Origin of the sequence: Mesobacillus subterraneus, assembly GCF_020524355.2 — a bacterium.
Taxonomy (GTDB): domain Bacteria; phylum Bacillota; class Bacilli; order Bacillales; family Cytobacillaceae; genus Mesobacillus; species Mesobacillus subterraneus_C.
The window spans coordinates 2239058-2255883 of the sequence record NZ_CP129019.1 but is presented as its reverse complement, the minus strand read 5'-3'; the positions used below and the strand labels follow the sequence as shown (position 1 = coordinate 2255883).

Annotated in this window: 18 protein-coding genes; 12 read left to right on the top strand and 6 right to left on the bottom strand. The window is 39.8% G+C overall.

Features of this window, described 5'->3' with window-relative positions; genetic code table 11:
* The first annotated feature begins 358 nt into the window (after positions 1-358).
* The 3 genes from LC048_RS11640 (at position 359) to LC048_RS11630 (ending at position 2652) form a co-directional block, all read left to right on the top strand.
* Positions 359-1540 carry an aminotransferase class I/II-fold pyridoxal phosphate-dependent enzyme gene (locus LC048_RS11640; protein ID WP_306050332.1) on the top strand — a complete coding sequence of 394 codons (1182 nt, stop codon included), beginning with the start codon at positions 359-361 and terminating at the stop codon, positions 1538-1540.
* Positions 1541-1633: 93 nt separating this feature from the next.
* Positions 1634-2176, top strand: coding sequence for a hypothetical protein (locus tag LC048_RS11635; protein WP_226601233.1), 543 nt, complete (start codon positions 1634-1636; stop codon positions 2174-2176).
* Positions 2177-2358: 182 nt separating this feature from the next.
* On the top strand, positions 2359-2652 hold the full coding sequence (locus LC048_RS11630) for a hypothetical protein (protein ID WP_226601232.1): 294 nt from the start codon (positions 2359-2361) through the stop codon (positions 2650-2652).
* A 31-nt stretch (positions 2653-2683) separates the two neighbouring features.
* On the opposite strand, the gene LC048_RS11625 is transcribed toward LC048_RS11630, so the two are convergent.
* Positions 2684-4102 carry a VWA domain-containing protein gene (locus tag LC048_RS11625; protein WP_226601231.1) on the bottom strand — a complete coding sequence of 473 codons (1419 nt, stop codon included), beginning with the start codon at positions 4100-4102 and terminating at the stop codon, positions 2684-2686.
* 324 nt (positions 4103-4426) lie between these two features.
* Between LC048_RS11625 and LC048_RS11620 the strand changes: the two genes are divergently transcribed.
* A complete protein-coding gene (locus LC048_RS11620; RefSeq protein ID WP_226601230.1) occupies positions 4427-4816 on the top strand; it encodes a thiol-disulfide oxidoreductase DCC family protein in 390 nt (129 codons plus the stop codon).
* A 41-nt stretch (positions 4817-4857) separates the two neighbouring features.
* On the opposite strand, the gene LC048_RS11615 is transcribed toward LC048_RS11620, so the two are convergent.
* Positions 4858-6180, bottom strand: a complete 1323-nt coding sequence (locus LC048_RS11615) for a DUF3238 domain-containing protein (protein WP_226601229.1) — start codon at positions 6178-6180, stop codon at positions 4858-4860.
* Positions 6181-6349: 169 nt separating this feature from the next.
* On the opposite strand from LC048_RS11615, the gene LC048_RS11610 reads away from it, so the two are divergent.
* From LC048_RS11610 to nhaC, 4 genes are all read left to right on the top strand, one after another.
* On the top strand, positions 6350-6622 hold the full coding sequence (locus LC048_RS11610; protein WP_226601492.1) for an HAD family hydrolase: 273 nt from the start codon (positions 6350-6352) through the stop codon (positions 6620-6622).
* A 172-nt stretch (positions 6623-6794) separates the two neighbouring features.
* Positions 6795-7301, top strand: a complete 507-nt coding sequence (locus LC048_RS11605) for a GreA/GreB family elongation factor (protein ID WP_226601228.1) — start codon at positions 6795-6797, stop codon at positions 7299-7301.
* A gap of 203 nt (positions 7302-7504) precedes the next feature.
* A complete protein-coding gene (locus LC048_RS11600) occupies positions 7505-7732 on the top strand; it encodes a hypothetical protein (RefSeq protein WP_226601227.1) in 228 nt (75 codons plus the stop codon).
* Positions 7733-8088: 356 nt separating this feature from the next.
* Positions 8089-9498 (top strand): Na+/H+ antiporter NhaC, encoded by a 1410-nt coding sequence (gene nhaC, locus LC048_RS11595; RefSeq protein WP_226601491.1) that lies wholly within the window; start codon positions 8089-8091, stop codon positions 9496-9498.
* Between the two features lie 320 nt (positions 9499-9818).
* Here the strand turns inward: nhaC and cspC are convergent, their stop codons facing one another.
* Complete coding sequence (gene cspC, locus LC048_RS11590; protein ID WP_010331195.1) at positions 9819-10019, bottom strand: cold shock protein CspC; 201 nt, start codon at positions 10017-10019, stop codon at positions 9819-9821.
* A gap of 525 nt (positions 10020-10544) precedes the next feature.
* Positions 10545-11063, bottom strand: a complete 519-nt coding sequence (locus LC048_RS11585; RefSeq protein ID WP_306050316.1) for a ferritin-like domain-containing protein — start codon at positions 11061-11063, stop codon at positions 10545-10547.
* Positions 11064-11200: 137 nt separating this feature from the next.
* Here LC048_RS11585 and tatA point away from each other — a divergent pair, with 137 nt between their 5' ends.
* A complete protein-coding gene (tatA, locus tag LC048_RS11580; protein ID WP_306050314.1) occupies positions 11201-11395 on the top strand; it encodes a twin-arginine translocase TatA/TatE family subunit in 195 nt (64 codons plus the stop codon).
* An 80-nt stretch (positions 11396-11475) separates the two neighbouring features.
* Here the strand turns inward: tatA and LC048_RS11575 are convergent, their stop codons facing one another.
* Positions 11476-11769 (bottom strand): hypothetical protein, encoded by a 294-nt coding sequence (locus LC048_RS11575; RefSeq protein WP_226601224.1) that lies wholly within the window; start codon positions 11767-11769, stop codon positions 11476-11478.
* A 1-nt stretch (position 11770) separates the two neighbouring features.
* Positions 11771-13063: a TolB family protein gene (locus LC048_RS11570; RefSeq protein WP_226601223.1), complete on the bottom strand. Its 1293-nt coding sequence runs from the start codon at positions 13061-13063 to the stop codon at positions 11771-11773.
* Between the two features lie 232 nt (positions 13064-13295).
* On the opposite strand from LC048_RS11570, the gene LC048_RS11565 reads away from it, so the two are divergent.
* The 3 genes from LC048_RS11565 to LC048_RS11555 all read left to right on the top strand — a co-directional run bounded on the left by LC048_RS11565 (position 13296) and on the right by LC048_RS11555 (position 16817).
* Positions 13296-13532 (top strand): hypothetical protein, encoded by a 237-nt coding sequence (locus LC048_RS11565; RefSeq protein WP_226601222.1) that lies wholly within the window; start codon positions 13296-13298, stop codon positions 13530-13532.
* Positions 13533-14260: 728 nt separating this feature from the next.
* On the top strand, positions 14261-15037 hold the full coding sequence (locus LC048_RS11560; RefSeq protein WP_226601221.1) for a TerC family protein: 777 nt from the start codon (positions 14261-14263) through the stop codon (positions 15035-15037).
* A gap of 148 nt (positions 15038-15185) precedes the next feature.
* Positions 15186-16817 (top strand): acetolactate synthase large subunit, encoded by a 1632-nt coding sequence (locus LC048_RS11555; RefSeq protein WP_306050311.1) that lies wholly within the window; start codon positions 15186-15188, stop codon positions 16815-16817.
* Positions 16818-16826: the final 9 nt, after the last annotated feature.

Below are 16826 nucleotides of genomic sequence, written 5' to 3'. Positions count from 1 at the left end.
TTGGATTTTTGCTCACCTAACATTATCGGTTACCCAAACTCTCAACTGGTATTAAATCGTGGTTAACTGGTATTAAAATGCTTTTAACTGGTATTAAAAATTAATCAACTGGTATAAAAATGCTTCTAACTGGTATTAAAAATGATTCAACTGGTATTAAATCATCGTTAACCGGTATTATCCGCAAAAAACTTTATCAGATTCAGGTTAATGGACATAGCTGCTCTTTTTTTATTTTTTTCTAGAACTGATAAAGCGAAACTGTTATAATCGAATTTATATTTTAAAAATTCAGACCAATCAATATCAATATCTAAATAAATTGCATGAAGTGAATGAACAGTAAAGGGGTGTATCCATGAATCTCAACGGATCGGAAAAGATTAGAAAAATGACATCAAGTATTTTTCAGGAAGTGGTTGACCGTAAGCAGGCTGCTGTGATGAACGGGAAAGATGTGATTGACCTGAGTATAGGGAGTCCGGATTTTGGGCCGCCTTCTTTTGTAATGGAGGAGCTTGCTAAATATTCGATGGATCCAGGGAAATATGGATACACGCTAAAAGGAATTAGCGAATTTAATGAGGCGGTACAATATTTTTACCAGCAGCGTTATTCGGTAGAACTTGAAGCTGAAAGCGAAGTATTGCAGCTAATGGGTTCTCAGGATGGTCTTGCTCATCTTGCCACTGCAATTATTGATCCTGGTGATTATGTACTTGTTCCAGATCCGGGTTATCCAATCTATGAAGCTAGCGTAACGATTGCAGGCGGTTCGATTTATCCAATGCCTTTGCTGGAGGAGAATAAATTCCTGCCTCAGTTTAGTGAGATTCCTCTTGAAGTTTTACAAAAGACGAAAATGATGATCTTAAGCTATCCCGGAAATCCTGTCACCGCACTCGCTGACCGTCTTTTTTTTGAAGAGGTTGTTGAATTCGCCAAAGTACATCACATCCTGATTGTACATGATTTCGCTTATTCGGAATTGATCTATGATAATAACCCGCAAATCAGTTTCTTATCTGTACCGGGTGCAAAGGAAGTCGGAGTAGAGTTCAACTCGCTCTCCAAAACTTTCAATATGGCAGGCTGTCGAATTGGCTACGTAGCTGGTAATTACCAGGTCATCAATATCCTTGCATCCTTCAAATCGCATATCGATTACGGAATCTTTTACCCAATCCAAAAAGCAGCGATTGCCGCACTGACTTCTGATTATTCTTTTCTGAAGGATCAGCTAAAGCAGTATGAAACGAGGCGTGATGCTTTGGTATCAGGGTTTAGGAATAGCGGATGGCAAGTGGTCAATTCTCCTGCAACAATGTTTGTGTGGGCTAAAATTCCTGCTGGCTGGAAATCAAGGGATTTTGCCTTCAGGTTAATTGATGAAGAAGGGATTGCCGTTGTTCCTGGTGATGCTTTTGGCTTGCAGGGGGAAGGGTATGTAAGGTTTGCAATGGTTCAGCCTCCAGAGAGATTAGTTGAGGCATCACAGCGAATAAACCAATTTTTAACTCGTCAGCCGCTAAGTATTTAATATTCATATAGTTTTGTTTGGTTTTTGAATTTATGGTTAAATTTTGAAACTTTTCAAGTATTCCTCCGTATAAAACGTAAAGGGGGAGAGCTCATGAAAAAGTCATCATTAATTCCTATTATCCTTGTACTACTGCTGTTCGGCTGCCAGCAGAAACAATCAGGCGCACTCGATCCTAGTAAGCTCGAAAAAGACGAACAAAAGGGGAATGCCACTGAGGAACAATTGAAAAGTATTCCCATCCTATATCATGTACCATCCTTAAAAGTGGGCTTAGATGCCTTGCCATTTGAAGTAAACCCGCCTAAGGATTTTCCTTTTGAGGCCATGCCGCTGAAAATGACCATTGAAGATTTTAAGCACGATGGGAAAGAGATACAAGTCAATTTTAACAGTGTTTCAAAAAATAAAAAGGATAACATCATTTTTATGATTACAGTCCATAACTTTAAAGTAGAATACGCCGAGCCATTAGGAGAAGAAGTTCAACTAACAGACGGTGTAGTCGGATACTATAACGGTACGCTTTCTTTTGAAAAGGAGGGAATTTATTATAATATTGGCTACCACAATCCTAACATTTCAGATGAGCAAACAAAGAAAGACACCATAGCAATAGCCAATCAAATGTTATGAGGGATAGAAGCCAATTCTTTCAATACAATCTTCAATCACTCAGCATTAATCAGGAATTCCCTTCATTCGCTTTAGGTTCATTTTAAATTTAGCATAATTTACCTGATCACAATAAAACAAACCAACCCAATTTGCAGAGTATAACTCCCTCGTTCACCGCACACTACATATAGGTGATCATAGTGAAGAAAATACTTTATTTCATAATTTGGTCTTTCTGCATTGTCCTTCTGTCTTTCGCTTACGAGGATTATCTATATTCTCAGTTTAAACTAGACTCTTCGCAAGGGATGGTTGAGGATAAAGGGGTAGGGAAAACAACCAAAAACATTTATGGGAATTTTACTGAGGAACCGGAATACTGGATTCAGCTTAATGGAGAAAAAATTATAGTGACCAAAGCCATTTATGAAGAAGTGCAACAACACAGGCAGATAAAAATAATGAATACTAAGCATGGCACGGTGATTGAATAAAAAAGATGGTCCGAAAATTGGACCATCTTTTTTACCAAGTATCGCCGCGCTCTTTTTTCAGTTCTTTCATTCTTGCTACCCATTCGTCGACTCTTTGCCTGATTTCCTTGCTTTCGGTGTCGGCTTTTTCGCGATTGGTTTTACTCATGGCATAATGCAGTTCTTTCATGGCTTCGCTGCGTTCAAAGCCCCAATCTCTTAACTCGGAATATTGTTCATCGGTGATCCAGTCATTCTTTGACATGATGGCAGCCGCGTCGATGATCCGGTGTGCTTCTTTTCTTCCTACGGTCCATAATTCAAGCGGGTACTTTTCCGCGACTTTGTATTCTGCGACCATATCCCATCCGTCTGGAGCCATCGTAAAGGCAAATGCCAGGTCGAGGGTGGAAGGGAGCCACTCGTATTGAATTGTATTTTTCAATTCCTCAGGGTTGTCGGCTTTGAAGTATTCTCCGTTTCCGGCTTCAGCTACTGCTTTCAACTGATTTTCTGTATTACCATCTACATCAAAACCGATGATGTTTACTGTACTTTCAACATTTTTTGCAATAAGGTCTTTGCTTGCCTGGACTGGATCACCATCACAGGTTTCGGCGCCGTCGCTGACGATGTAAATTGTTGTATGGGCATTATAGCTGCTGCTCATCTCACCGGCCTTTTGGATGGCGCCAGCAAGAGGGGTCCAACCCTTACTATCAAAAGAATCGACCGCTCCGTGGAATGCTTCTTTTTCGTATTTGCCCATTGAATATACTTCTTCAATTCCAGAACAGGAAACTCCTTTATCTGCGTCAGAATCGGAGCCTTTGTGACCATATACAATGAGAGAAACCTCACTAGACTGGCCGATGGTTTTTGCGAAGCTTTTCACTGCATCCTTGGCGATCTCCATTTTGGTCCGTCCATCCGTCTGTTGAAGCATGCTTGAGCTTGCATCAAGAAGGATAATAGCTTTGCCAGAAATTTTCGTTTCTTCTTCGCCTTCAGCCTTTGTCGGGTCTGGCAGGAAAGGTTCTTCGAAATGTGGTTCATAGGCAGTGGCATTCTCGATAATTTCTTTATAATGTGGACTTGCTAGCAGGGAAACAAGGCCTTTTTTAATAGATTCTAAATCATCTGTCTCAACAGCAAGTTCTTCAAGTTTCTCCGGCAGTTTGTTTTCTACCTCTGGGTTCAGCTCTGGTGTATTGAACCCGATATCCTCTATATCTTTTTCATAGCTCAAGTCGCCCATCATTGAGCCAGGCTCCAGAGCCATCAGGCTTTCCTCAGTAATCTCTAAACTTATATTCTTCAAGTGGTCGAATTTACTCTGATTTGTCTCTTCCTTTTTAGTAACTTCCTTAGTCGGTTGTTCAGTTACGATTACTTCATCAGGTGCATCACTGCTGCACGCAGAAAGAACGAGTGACGTGAATAACAAGAAAAACAGCGAATACCTTTTCACAAAAATCCTCCTCATCCAGTTTTCGCTTATGTAAAAACTTCTTCATAGAGTTTACCATGATTAGCAATAAGATTTGAAGTAATTTCCATTGGATACTGGCATCCTGTGTATAAATTCATTGAATGACAAAAAATGAACAGTGAATTAGGAGGGATTTTGATGAGTTTGATGAACTGCCTGTGCTTCTTCATGTAAAAGTAAATTTCAAGTAGCTGCAGTCATTAAATCGGCTGCCGGTATTTCTTTATTTAATCTTTTGTTTCATTTTGACTAAACAGGATAAATGTTAATATAAAGAAAAGGTTGACTATGGAGGGATGTTCTATGCACCCGGTCATTTTATTTGACGGAGTTTGCAACTTTTGTGATGCCAGCGTCCAATTTATTCTGAATCGTGATCCAAATGAAACGTTCCACTTTGCATCGTTGCAGAGTGAAGCCGGAAAGGAACTGCTGAAAAAGTATAATGTGCGAAACGATGTGGACAGCATGATTTTAATCGAGAATGATAAGGTTTATTATAAATCGTCCGCAGCCCTGAGGATTACTCGTCATTTGCGTGGAGCATGGAAGCTTCTATATGTGTTCATGGTCGTTCCTGCTCCTATCAGGAATATTGCATATGATCTTATAGCCCGGAACCGATACAAATGGTTCGGCAAGAAGGATAGCTGTATGCTGCCTCCGCCGAACGTACGGAAGCGATTTTTATAATAGAAAAAACGGAAAAGCTGGATCTCAGCTTTTCCGTTTTTTTAGTGAGTGAATGTAGAGTAACGCCAGTAATGATTAGCCATTGGATCTGCCATCATTTCGAGTCCCTTGCTGTGAGCCTGGTGGATGGCTTGCCACTCGTCCGAACCTGGTTCTTTAATATAAATTTCATGCTCAGGTGCTTGATCATGGATCCCAACCAAGTCGAATTCATTGTTCTTGTAAAAGGTTCCGCATACATGGTAATCAATAGCAGGGGACATAACCAGTGGATTGCTGACAGAATGATTCAGGTGAAATTGAACTCTGTCGTCGTCTGTAAGCACCTTTTCCAACTGAATCCCCTCGTCAGCAGCGCTCGCTGATTCTAATAGTACAAGTTCTTTGGTGTATGCTTCTGTTTTGCCGGTAGCCTTCGTTAAGAGGGCAGATGGGTTTTTAGTGTCGATAAAAACGTCTCCTCTGGTCCTGAATTCAGAAGACTCAGGATCAAAGGAACGATAATCGCCTTTGAATATCTGATCCGGAGATGCCGCATTCGGATTTTTCAGCCATTCTTCTTTTAAAAAAGTGGTGTATCTGAGCTGCCAGTTGCCGTTCATACACTTGATTTCCTGGGGAGATCTCAATAATTCCTTTAAAGGCCCAATCTTTTTGGAAATGGTAAACTCCTCATCAGCTGCCATTCTAGTGGTTGAATCTTTCTTAATAACACCCACCGCATTGGCGACAACCGACTTAAGTTCCCATTTCATTTGATCCGACCGTTGCAAAGGTCGCCTTGCTTTAATCCTATAAGTAGAAACGTCGTCAGCTTCTATATTTTCATCGGTAAAAGCACAGGATTTTACTGTCTCCAATTTACTGCCATTCCTGTAAATCGTATAGTCTGTAACACCCTCAATCGGTTCCCATTCTAAAGAGATTTGCCCATGAGTAACAATCGTTGTAATGATTGAATTCTCTAAAATGTTATCTTTTTCCTTGAAATCCACTGATGTAGCTGTTTGGATACGCATTCTATCTGTTAGCATTCCATGTTCATCAAGCGTTTCTATACAGTATGTGTACATAGTGCCGGCAACAAGATTTTGGTCGGCAAGTTTTGGCTCCGTTCCTTCGTATATCAGTTTCTCTCCTCTAAACACACGATAGGACGATTCCTCACCCTTCCATTCCAGTTTTATATGTGTAGTGGCCTGCTCAATATTCGCAGGCATCCTTGATTGAGAGGCAGCAGCAGTCTTCCGCTGACGATTCAATTTACCAGCATAAAGAGTGCCGGCAATCCCAAGTGCAGCAAGCGGCAAAATTTTGCCTGTCCGTGTTTGTTTAAACTTTTTGAGACGAGTTTGCCTATTCATCCATCCACCACTTTCAGTTTTTTAGTAGCTTTTCAAATAGTTACCCAAAGTCATTGGATTTTAATTGAAGCGATGTGCTGAAGGCGATGGTAAAATAAGGATTAGTAAACTCTGAATATCTAATAATTTATATATTTTTACATTTATATGCTACTATACTATTTAAGTTATTGTTACCGGCGATGACGTGGAGTTACCAAAACCACATCCAGAGGGAATAAATAAAGCATTAGAAGAACTGGGTGTGTCAAACATAGAGGCTATTTTCCTTGGAGATAGCGACGCGGATATATTGGCTGGTAAACAAGCGAATGTACATACAATTGGAGTTCATTGGCTATCAAATCACCAGACAATTGAGTTTAGTATTCAACCAGATGAAGTGTATAGTAGTATAAATGATTTCTTATTATCCCTTCTGAAAACTAAGATGCAATGTTGACCTGCTGTCAATTTGGCAACTTTCTTTTTGTACTGTAGTTATTATGCCCAAACATAAGGTTACTGTTCAACTGGATTTCAGGGTATATTAGAAATCATAATGGGTAATTAAAAGGTTTGAGAACTTAAGTTAGAGTTAATTTAGTGTCAACACTAGTTAAGAGGGGATTAACATGTCTGTTAAAATCACATCCAATGGAGAGCAGCTGATTCTTCAACAAATAGGCAATCTGGAACAAGAGTTGAAGCAAGTACGTAAAGATAAAAATATTGCCTTTAATGCTTGCGGAGATGATAAGTTAGCAAATCCTAATTTTCATAAATTGGAGCAAGATGAACGTGTATTAGTGGAACGAATCCAAGAGATTCAGCATACGTATAAGACTGCTGAATTGATTATGGTTGATGAGCGGAATACTGAAAAAGTAGATATTGGCTCGATCGTTAAATGTTCTTTTGAGTATACAGATTATACGGAAGAAGAAATATATGAGATTGTTGGATACGGTGAGTCGAATGTAGATGAGAACAAAATTTATTATGAGACACCAGTTGCAAAGAAGCTAATAGGTTTAAAGGTTGGCGACGAAACTGTTTTGTCGGTTCCTTCTGGAAAAGTGAAATGCAAGGTTTTGAAGATGTATAGTGTATGGGAAGAGGCGGAGATTCAAAGGAAGTAGAATCATACAGTTTTTTGTTATCTAAGGGGATGCTAGTTTAAATTTTTTTATAAAGGCTATAAAAAAATAAGGGGAATCACGTGTCAGAGTTCTTCTGGCACGTTTTCTTTTAAGATGGTTTTTAATAATATTGTTATGTTAACAAGAATAAAATTTTTCTTTTTGATTAATCTAACAAGAGGAAAGAGTAAAGGAGTTAATTTATGAAATCCTATAAAATGACAAATATGATTATTGACGAGGAATCTTATGGTGAGGAACATGTTACAGTTGAATTCACTTTGGAGCATCAGAATTATATCATTACTTTTCAAAAATCAGACCTAGAATTAATGAATGCCTGGGTTGTTGAAAATGGTAAATCACTGCCAGCAAACTTATCTGAGGAGCTAGTGGATTCCTTAAGAGAAGAGATTAAAAAGAAAATCTAGTCGGAGACTAGATTTTTCTTTTTGAAGAGATTCCTGTACAGGTCGTCCCAAGCGTGTCGGATTGGTTGCCAGCTGCGATTGGGCCCATGCTCAAATTGGACAGGGTCCTTATAGATGTGATCCCACAGCCAAAGAACTGAATGAACAAGTGGTGATTGGAAAAATACAAATCAACTCGAAAAAATAGCAGAATTCATCTCTTGAGGGGGCAATTACGACTATTGGAACGCCAGGCATGTAACGGAGCGGCATGACTGAACTCTTGGTATTTCCAATTTCTTGCTTGTCTAACTGTCTGGTTTTGAGGGTAAAGACAGTTAACGAGACAGCAAGGAGGAAAACAAATGGGGAAAAGTATTGAGAGAAAAGTGCCATTTGGTCTTGCTATCATCCCTTTATTAGTTATGGTAGTTTCAATGGCAGTAACGATTGTTAAGTTTGAAGGAGACCCGCATATTCCGCTGATTATCGGAACGGTGGTGGCAGGTCTTGTTGCCTGGTTTGCAGGTTTTAAGTGGAATTTTATCGAAGAAGGTATTTATAAAGGAATTAAAATGGCTTTACCGGCAATTTTGATCATCATCACAGTTGGAATGATCATCGGTTCATGGATTGGCGGCGGAGTTGTAGCAACGATGGTTTACTATGGCCTTAAAATAATGAGTCCATCCATGTTCCTTGTATCAATTAGTATCATTACGGCTTTGATTACCCTGGCTATTGGAAGTTCATGGTCTACAATGGGAACAATTGGTGTCGCTGGTATGGGAATCGGGATCAGCATGGGAATTCCTGCTCCCATGGTAGCAGGGGCGATCATTTCAGGCTCTTATTTCGGCGATAAAATGTCGCCATTGTCCGATACAACCAATCTGGCGGCAGGAATCACGGGGACAGATCTGTTTGCCCATATCCGCCATATGGTTTATACGACAGTGCCAGCCTTTTTGATTGCTCTTGGTGTCTATTGGTACCTTGGCAGAGATTTTAGCAATACAGGAGTCGATAATCAACAGATTTTAGAAATCATGAATGTGATTCAATCTAATTTTGTAATATCGCCATGGTTGCTTCTAGTTCCAGCAGCAGTTATTTTACTGGTTGCTTTCAAGGTGCCAGCACTTCCAGCCCTTATCGTAGGAGTATTTCTTGGGTGGATGACGCAGTTTACCGTTCAAGGTGGGGCAATAGCCGATGCGGTCAATACCCTTCAAAACGGTTTTTCAATTGAAACGAGGAACGCTTCTGTAGACGAACTTTTTAGCAGAGGCGGAATTCAGGATATGATGTATACCGTGTCTCTTGCTCTGATAGCGATGGCTTTTGCAGGTGTAATGGAGCAGACGGGTATGCTGCAATCAATCGTAGAGAAAATACTGAAGCTGGCCCGTTCAGCTCGAAGCCTCGTTGTTTCTACGGTTGTGACTTCATTTATAACAAATGTGGCTGCAGGAGAACAGTACCTATCAGTTCTTTTACCAGGACGGATGTATAAAAAAGCATACGATGACAAGGGGCTTCATTCGAAAAACCTATCTCGTGCCGTCGAGGATGGAGGCACGGTGACTTCACCCCTGGTTCCCTGGAATACATGCGCCGTATTCATCATTTCAGCATTGTCTGTCCATCCATTTGAATACGCACCATATGCCGTACTGAATTTCACAGTACCGATCTTATCGATTATCTTTGCTTTGTTCGGTTTTAAACTGGAGTTTGTGAAGAAGGAAAGTTCAAGTACAGAATCTGTAAGAAAAGCTTCATAGTTAAGAGGGCAGTCCCATTGGGGTGCTGCTCTTTTTGTTTCATGCATAATCTATTAGCGAAGGTAACTAACTACGATAAAATGAACAGCCAGACCGTCCAAAACCTGCAGATGTAAAAAAGTTTCAGGAAATTCTCAGTGAGCATAAGGTTGAAATTAGTGTCATGGGGGAGTGAAGGGGGTGAAAGTAAGATCAAGATTTGTTGCTGGATATCGAGACAGAGGAAATTATTCAATCTCCATTCTAGTTTTATGAGCATGAAACAGGAAAACAAAAAACAGGCTCTTATAAAAGAGCCTGTTGGATTAATCAGGTTATGATTAAGCTTTTTGAACGTTTGCAGCTTGAGCTCCACGAGCACCTTGCTCAACGTCAAATGTTACTTTTTGACCTTCATCTAAAGACTTGAAGCCTTCGCTTTGGATAGCAGAGAAGTGTACGAATACGTCGTCTCCATTTTCACGCTCGATGAAACCGAAACCTTTTTCTGCATTAAACCATTTCACTGTACCTTGTTCCATAATTGTTGCCTCCTAGTGCTAACGCACAACTTATTACTATCCTTGCCCAAAGTGATCATCAAGACGAAAAGTCAAAACTTATACTATCCTTTACACCGAACAAAAATAATTCTTATTCATCATAACAAGAAACAGAAGATAATGCAAATCTCGAGAGGATAAGCTAGAAAAATACATATAAATCGAGTGACCAAATCAAGGGGGATTCGCGATTATTACTGCAAAAATGTTGGCATAGGGGGAAAATGAAGTGCAGATATACTTGAAGGCAATAATCATTTCATTGAAGAATTACTATTGAAGCAGCAAAGATAGATCCAATGAAACTGTAGTTTTGAAAATGAGAGAAAGGCATAAAAGATTAAATGCTCCTGTTGGTTGTAAAAGTGCAAGTGCTTTGGTGTCCCTGAAATTTATCAGGCGGCCTTATAAAAAAAATAACGCTTGGATCCAATTAACCAAGCGTCGTTACAATTTAAAGGCTCAAAAAATCCTATTAATAGGAGATTCAGTATTTATTATTCCTTAATTGCGGACTGCACCTCTTTGGAAGGCTCTTAGGTGATTTTTTGAAGCATTTCCTAATTGCGTAAACACCATTTGCGCATCCTCTGGCAGGGAGGGAATCGTTTTTAACTTATCATACATCGCAATATTATCGATTTCTCCCTGAACTCCTTGATTAAATGCTTCCTTCAGTGTTCCAGGTGCTGAAACATATTGCTTGGCATTGTCTTCGGGAATTTGTTTATCGTACTTCTGAAACAAGGAAACGAGGGCACTGATATGTTGCTGCTCCGCTGCCATGATATTGTTAAAAGGCCTGATGTTGCCGAACTTTCCGATGACAGCGTCATACCGAGCCTGTGCAAGGTATTCATCCTGGATGGCATAAATTAAAGCTTCATCAAATGTGATCGAGGAATCCTTCAGTGCACCCTTTGCTCCAAAGTCAGCTGGTAATTCAGTCTGCGCCTGAACAGCTCCGGAAAAACTTATCAGGAAAAAAAAGCATGCTGCAACTTGGATTAATTTTAGTTTCATTTTTAACACCCCTTATGCAAAATAATCAATCTTATTGTCTTCATAGAGGGGGATTTGATACATAAAAACGCTAAGCCTTTAATTTGTAGTGATGATTCGATATAATAGATGTAACTTTTTTCAATAGGAGAGATATAATGTTTTCAAATATAGGATTTCCAGGATTAATCCTGATTCTCGTAATTGCGCTGATCATTTTTGGGACAAACAAACTCCCTGAAATCGGACGGGCAGTCGGCAAGTCGATGAGAGAATTCAAGAACGCGACGAATGGACTCGCTGATGATATTAAGAAGGAAATCGGGGAAAACGATACTGATAAGAAGAGTTAATCGAAGCTGCCATTGGCGGCTTTTTGTAATTTCACAGAAAAAAACTGTCCAATCATTTATCATTGGACAGCTCTGAATATCTATTTCCTGAAATAAATGTGAATGGAGGACAACAACAGGATGAGTCCATTCAATATATATAGCCCGGTATAAATTACAGTCAGGATTCCTGCACCCCATCCCGAGTCATCCCACGTAAAACCGAGGTAGAGAGTGCTGAAGAAAATTACTGGTGAAAACATGAGGAAGACGAATCCGGCAATAAGCCGTCTTTTTATATTCCTTGCAGAATGCTTCACTGCAAAATAATTCGCCACCCCAAAAAGAGCAATATTCATTAAGAGCGTCAATATCATTCCTACTGAATCTGGCATGTTATTTTGCTCCTTTTCTTAAAAGCTTAATGACAAAGGCAAAGATGAATAGAACGAGAGTACAAACTAGTAATCCTGCTGCCAGCATGCCGACGCCAATTCCTGCCCAAGGATCTACCGTGGCAGCAACAACCAAGCTTGCCGCTATTGTTAATAATCCAAATACAAGGCTGATTATCGAAGGCAAAAATACTTTTTCATGCTTTACGTATACAGTAATAAGCATTAGCAGCACTGTATATAATAGGCCAACTGTCCAGCTGTTAACTGAATAATCAATGGCCTTCATGACAAAGTTGCTGGATTCAAGATCTGGCATTTCAAGCCTAATATCCTTTAACTTCTTGGTTCCTATGTCTACTGTCCTTAACTTATATTCCTCTGGTTCTTGCGGCCAATTTAAATATTCAAGGAAGAGAATTTCATTTTTATCGTTAAAAAAGACCGGAGAAACGATAGATGAATTCAAGTCGGTGAGCCTCTTGGCTTCTCCATTTTGTAAATCTTTTAGAAATAAATCGTATTCAAACAGGGATTTGTTCTTTGATTCATCAGTGATCGTTGTATAAGCTAATGCATTAAGCTTAGGCGAAAGCGAGAGATGAAAAAATTCTGCAGGCATTTTACTGCTGAAATCTGCCGTGTACACCCGTTCATCCTCCAAATCAAATGCATTTATATCTTCATAATCCTGGAAGAAGATTTCCCTTTTTTCACGAGAAAAGATAAGGCTATCCACTGTGTAGAAGTCTCTATCAGTTAACTGTTCCATTTGAGAGCCATCCATTTTAACGGAAAAAAGATCATAGCCCTCTTTAGTCTCCCCTTCAGTCTTTTTAAATTCTTCTGCCGGCATACTTGCAAAGAAAATTGTTTCGTTGTCATCAGAAAAGACAGCGCCAGAAATATGCTGTGATGGATCTGAAATTTTGTTAGGATTGGCTCCATCTACATTTGCTATGTAAAGCGATTGAATTTGGTTATTGTCCTGTGATAAATATAAAATCTTGCTTCCATCTGGTGAAAACTGAGGGTTACTGTGATAAACCTGTTCAGGGTTGCTCACTCTTTTAACATCTCCACCATCTTGACTAGCTGTATAGATTGCCGCTTGACCATTATTAAAATAGGAAAAGGCTATGAGTTGATCATCCTCAGAAATGGCTAGCCCACTCCCCAGACCTGTATAGTATTTATAGGCGTCCCGGTCTGCCAACAACATATAACTGATGCTTGAAATCAACAACAAAGTAACAAAAGCAATTATCCCCGATAAAGTTTTCTTTCTATTCACTGTTTATCCCCCTTTTAAATACCGAAAAAATTACCATACATTCAATATAGTGTAAAATTACACTGATTAAAAGGGTTTTTTAGGAAAAAATTATAAAATATTCAAAGTGAGAATAGTTTTGTGCGAGCAGAAGAAAAACTTTCTGAATTTCAACTTATGTTTATAATAGGACGACTATAACCGTGGTAAAATGAAAGGGAAGAAACCGCTTGAATACCAGGGGGGGGCTGAGATGGATACAAAGGGTCAATCAGGTAAAAGGCGTCCATCGAAACGCGTGATCACTGCTAAAAAAGAAATGCGGACGGCTCATTTTCTCCATGAATTTGATGAAGACGATAATGACTGGAAAAAGGAAAGAAAACACAACATTCCTAACTCCCATTCATCTTCATCTAAAGCACATGATTACAGGCTAACAAAACTCAAGAATAGAGAAGCTTATAAACCGCAACGTGACGAATATTAAGATAGGCCTTTTTCAGCTGTCTAAAGTGACAGCTGTTTTATTGATCATTATTGGACCTATAATAAGCAAGGTGTTGAAAACCAGAGGCAATTTAAGTGTCCTTGAGCAATTTGGGGACATTCAAATGATCCAGGCGGAAATGAATAAAAGCTATCCAAGTGCTGTTAAGTCCCAACTCCGTATGGTAATAATTATGTTAATTATAGTCAGCTGCCTGGATTGGCAGTTTTTTTATTTCCAATACGGAAAAAAATGCTATAATTGTTAAGTGTGTTAAAATGACTAGCTGAAAGGGAAGTACTAACCATGCAGTTTACTTTTTCAGTCATAGCTTATTTAACAATAGTCCTCAATAAAAATGTTCATAATCAGAACTAAAGTCATTGAATTATATAGAAGTTATCAGGATACATATCACAATACGGCTAGTGATCAGTACGCAATATATGACCAACAAAACGGACAACCTGGTCTGTTTATTTTTTGATTCGAAAAAAAACAAAAATGTTGAATATTTTTCTGAAAAAATATAGAGTATTATAGTCTCCACCATTTATCTGTTGGTAAGTTTATCTTTTGGTGTTAAAAGGTATATGGAAATAGATAAATGAGGAAGACATAGAATGAAACTCAGTATTATTCCTTTGGATTGTGTGGGGCTTAATGGGTAATTCTATTGTTAATGAGACATTTACATAAGAGTTGTGTAAGAGGAAGGAGAGAGGTTGATGGAAGGAATTTGGCTTGAATATGCCTGGGCATTATTGATCTTAATCGGTCTTGAAGGTTTATTATCAGCTGACAATGCTCTTGTACTGGCAATTATAGCGAAACATTTACCTGATGATCAGAAGAAAAAAGCAATAAGTTATGGGATTTTGATGGCGTTTGTCTTCAGGTTTGGGGCTTTATTTGCTATTTCATTCATTGCAAACGTCTGGCAGGTACAGGCAATCGGTGCAGCTTACCTTCTTTATCTTGGATTGAAGCATGTCATACAGGCGAAGTTTGGTAAGGAAAATGAAAATATCCGTGAAGAAGAAGAGAAGGAAGCGAGAGGAATGGGCTTCTGGCCGACTGTTGGTAAAATCGGTTTAGCAGACCTAGCGTTTGCGATTGATTCCATTCTTGCGGCAGTTGCTCTTGCCCTTGGACTGCCGGATTCACCGCTGCCAGATTTTGGCGGTATGGACGGCGGAAAGTTCATTGTCGTTCTTCTAGGCGGAATTGCTGGTTTGATCTTAATTAAATACGCAGCTACATGGTTCGTTAAGCTGCTTGATCAGCGTCCAGCATTGGAAACAACAGCGTATGCAATCGTGGCATGGGTTGGTGTGAAGCTTGCAGTCATTACTTTGGCTCATGAAGATATCGCTATCCTTGACCATGACTTCCCTCATAGTACACTTTGGACCACAATCTTCTATGGAGTATTGATTACAATAGCTCTAGTTGGATGGTTTGCTCCAGCGAAAAAAACTAAGGGTCAAGAAAACTCTCTATAATGAATGAACCAAAAAGTGCGTGTAATCCTTTCAGGGATTGCCGCACTTTTTTTGTTATTCCTATTCCTCTGGTATTTACCAAAAGTTTATCTACACTCCAGCGTGGAATAGTCACTATAAAGATTATTTCACTTTAAGGAGTGTTGATATGAAAGCAGCGGAATTAATGATTAAATGTCTGGAACGTGAGGGTGTTGAATACATTTTTGGTGTTCCCGGAGAGGAAAACCTTGATATTATGGATGCTCTGCTTCATTCGAGTATTGAATTTATTGTAACAAGGCATGAAACAAATGCCGCTTTTATGGCAGGGACATACGGAAGACTTACAGGGAAACCGGGTGTCTGTCTTGCGACTCTTGGACCAGGCGCGACGAATCTTTTAACAGGGGTGGTCAATTCAAATATGGACCACAGTCCGATAGTTGCGATTACTGGACAGGCAGGATTGGACCGGCAGCATAAAATATCCCATCAATATTATGACTTGGTTTCCATTTTTGAGCCGGTAACGAAGTGGAACACACAGGTGAAAAAAGCGGAAATCATTCCCGAGGTAGTCCGAAAAGCATTTGATGTTGCGCAAGGGGAAAAGCCTGGAGCCACTCATATAGACCTCCCGGAAGATATTGCAGCGATGGAAGTAGAAGGGAATCCTTTAGAAATCATTGAACCGACGATTATGGAAGCAGGGGAGCGTGTCATCAAGGATGCAGCCAAGCATATTGAACAAACGAAGCATCCTCTGATTCTTGCTGGAATGGGCGTTGAAAGAGGACAGGCTGAGGAAAGCCTGAGAGCTCTCGCGGAAAAAGCAGATCTTCCCGTCGTTCATACCTTCATGGGAAAAGGAGCGATTTCCTGGCAAAACGATCAAAGTTTATTAACTGCTGGCGTTAGCGGCAAGGACTATATTACATGTGGTTTTGCACAATCTGATTTAATCATTACGGTTGGCTTTGACATGGCTGAATATCCTCCTAAAAACTGGAACCCTGGTGGAGAAAGCTCTATTTTACACATCGATACAATAGAAGCCGAAACGGACGCCAATTATCCTGTAAAACATAGCGTGATTGGTGATATCAATGAAAACCTCAAGCAATTGGAGAAGGTCATTTCACCCACGGAAAGGGCTAACAAATGGGTTGAAAACGTGAGGGAGAAAGCGCTAAATGAATACGAGGCCTATGCTGGCGATACGAGCTATCCAGTTAAACCACAGAAAATCATCCATGATCTCAGGTCTGTAATGAACGAGGAGGATATCGTCATCTCGGATGTCGGAGCTCACAAAATGTGGATGGCAAGAATGTACCATAACTTTGAGCCGAACACCTGCCTGATATCCAACGGGCTGGCTTCAATGGGTATTGCTGTTCCTGCAGCAATTTCTGCAAAATTGGTCTTTCCTGATCGGAATGTGGTCGCGGTCGTTGGCGACGGAGCGTTCCAAATGTCCAGCGCAGAACTTGAAACGGTCAAAAGATTGAATCTGCCGATTATCATCCTTTTATGGCGAGATGGCGGCTACGGCTTGATTGAATGGAAGCAGATGAAGGAGTTCAACAGAGCTTCGAATATTAAGTTCGGTAATCCTGATTTTATCCAACTGGCAGAATCATACGGTTTTGAAGCGATTGGGATAGAAAAAGGCGGAGAATTGAAGGATGCGATCAAGAAAGCGATCGAGATGAATAAACCGGTATTAATCGATTGCCCTGTGGACTACAGCGAAAACATGAAGCTAACTGAAAAGTTAGGTGAAATTCTATGCTAGAAACAGGAG

What these genes read in the sequence shown, in the direction of transcription:
- LC048_RS11640 (WP_306050332.1), top strand. Translation starts at nt 359, where the DNA reads ATGAATCTCAACGGATCGGAAAAGATTAGAAAAATGACATCAAGTATT.
- LC048_RS11635 (WP_226601233.1), top strand. Translation starts at nt 1,634, where the DNA reads ATGAAAAAGTCATCATTAATTCCTATTATCCTTGTACTACTGCTGTTC.
- LC048_RS11620 (WP_226601230.1), top strand. Translation starts at nt 4,427, where the DNA reads ATGCACCCGGTCATTTTATTTGACGGAGTTTGCAACTTTTGTGATGCC.
- LC048_RS11615 (WP_226601229.1), bottom strand. Translation starts at nt 6,180, where the DNA reads ATGAATAGGCAAACTCGTCTCAAAAAGTTTAAACAAACACGGACAGGC.
- LC048_RS11605 (WP_226601228.1), top strand. Translation starts at nt 6,795, where the DNA reads ATGTCTGTTAAAATCACATCCAATGGAGAGCAGCTGATTCTTCAACAA.
- LC048_RS11600 (WP_226601227.1), top strand. Translation starts at nt 7,505, where the DNA reads ATGAAATCCTATAAAATGACAAATATGATTATTGACGAGGAATCTTAT.
- cspC (WP_010331195.1), bottom strand. Translation starts at nt 10,019, where the DNA reads ATGGAACAAGGTACAGTGAAATGGTTTAATGCAGAAAAAGGTTTCGGT.
- LC048_RS11585 (WP_306050316.1), bottom strand. Translation starts at nt 11,063, where the DNA reads ATGAAACTAAAATTAATCCAAGTTGCAGCATGCTTTTTTTTCCTGATA.
- tatA (WP_306050314.1), top strand. Translation starts at nt 11,201, where the DNA reads ATGTTTTCAAATATAGGATTTCCAGGATTAATCCTGATTCTCGTAATT.
- LC048_RS11575 (WP_226601224.1), bottom strand. Translation starts at nt 11,769, where the DNA reads ATGCCAGATTCAGTAGGAATGATATTGACGCTCTTAATGAATATTGCT.
- LC048_RS11565 (WP_226601222.1), top strand. Translation starts at nt 13,296, where the DNA reads ATGGATACAAAGGGTCAATCAGGTAAAAGGCGTCCATCGAAACGCGTG.
- LC048_RS11560 (WP_226601221.1), top strand. Translation starts at nt 14,261, where the DNA reads ATGGAAGGAATTTGGCTTGAATATGCCTGGGCATTATTGATCTTAATC.
- LC048_RS11555 (WP_306050311.1), top strand. Translation starts at nt 15,186, where the DNA reads ATGAAAGCAGCGGAATTAATGATTAAATGTCTGGAACGTGAGGGTGTT.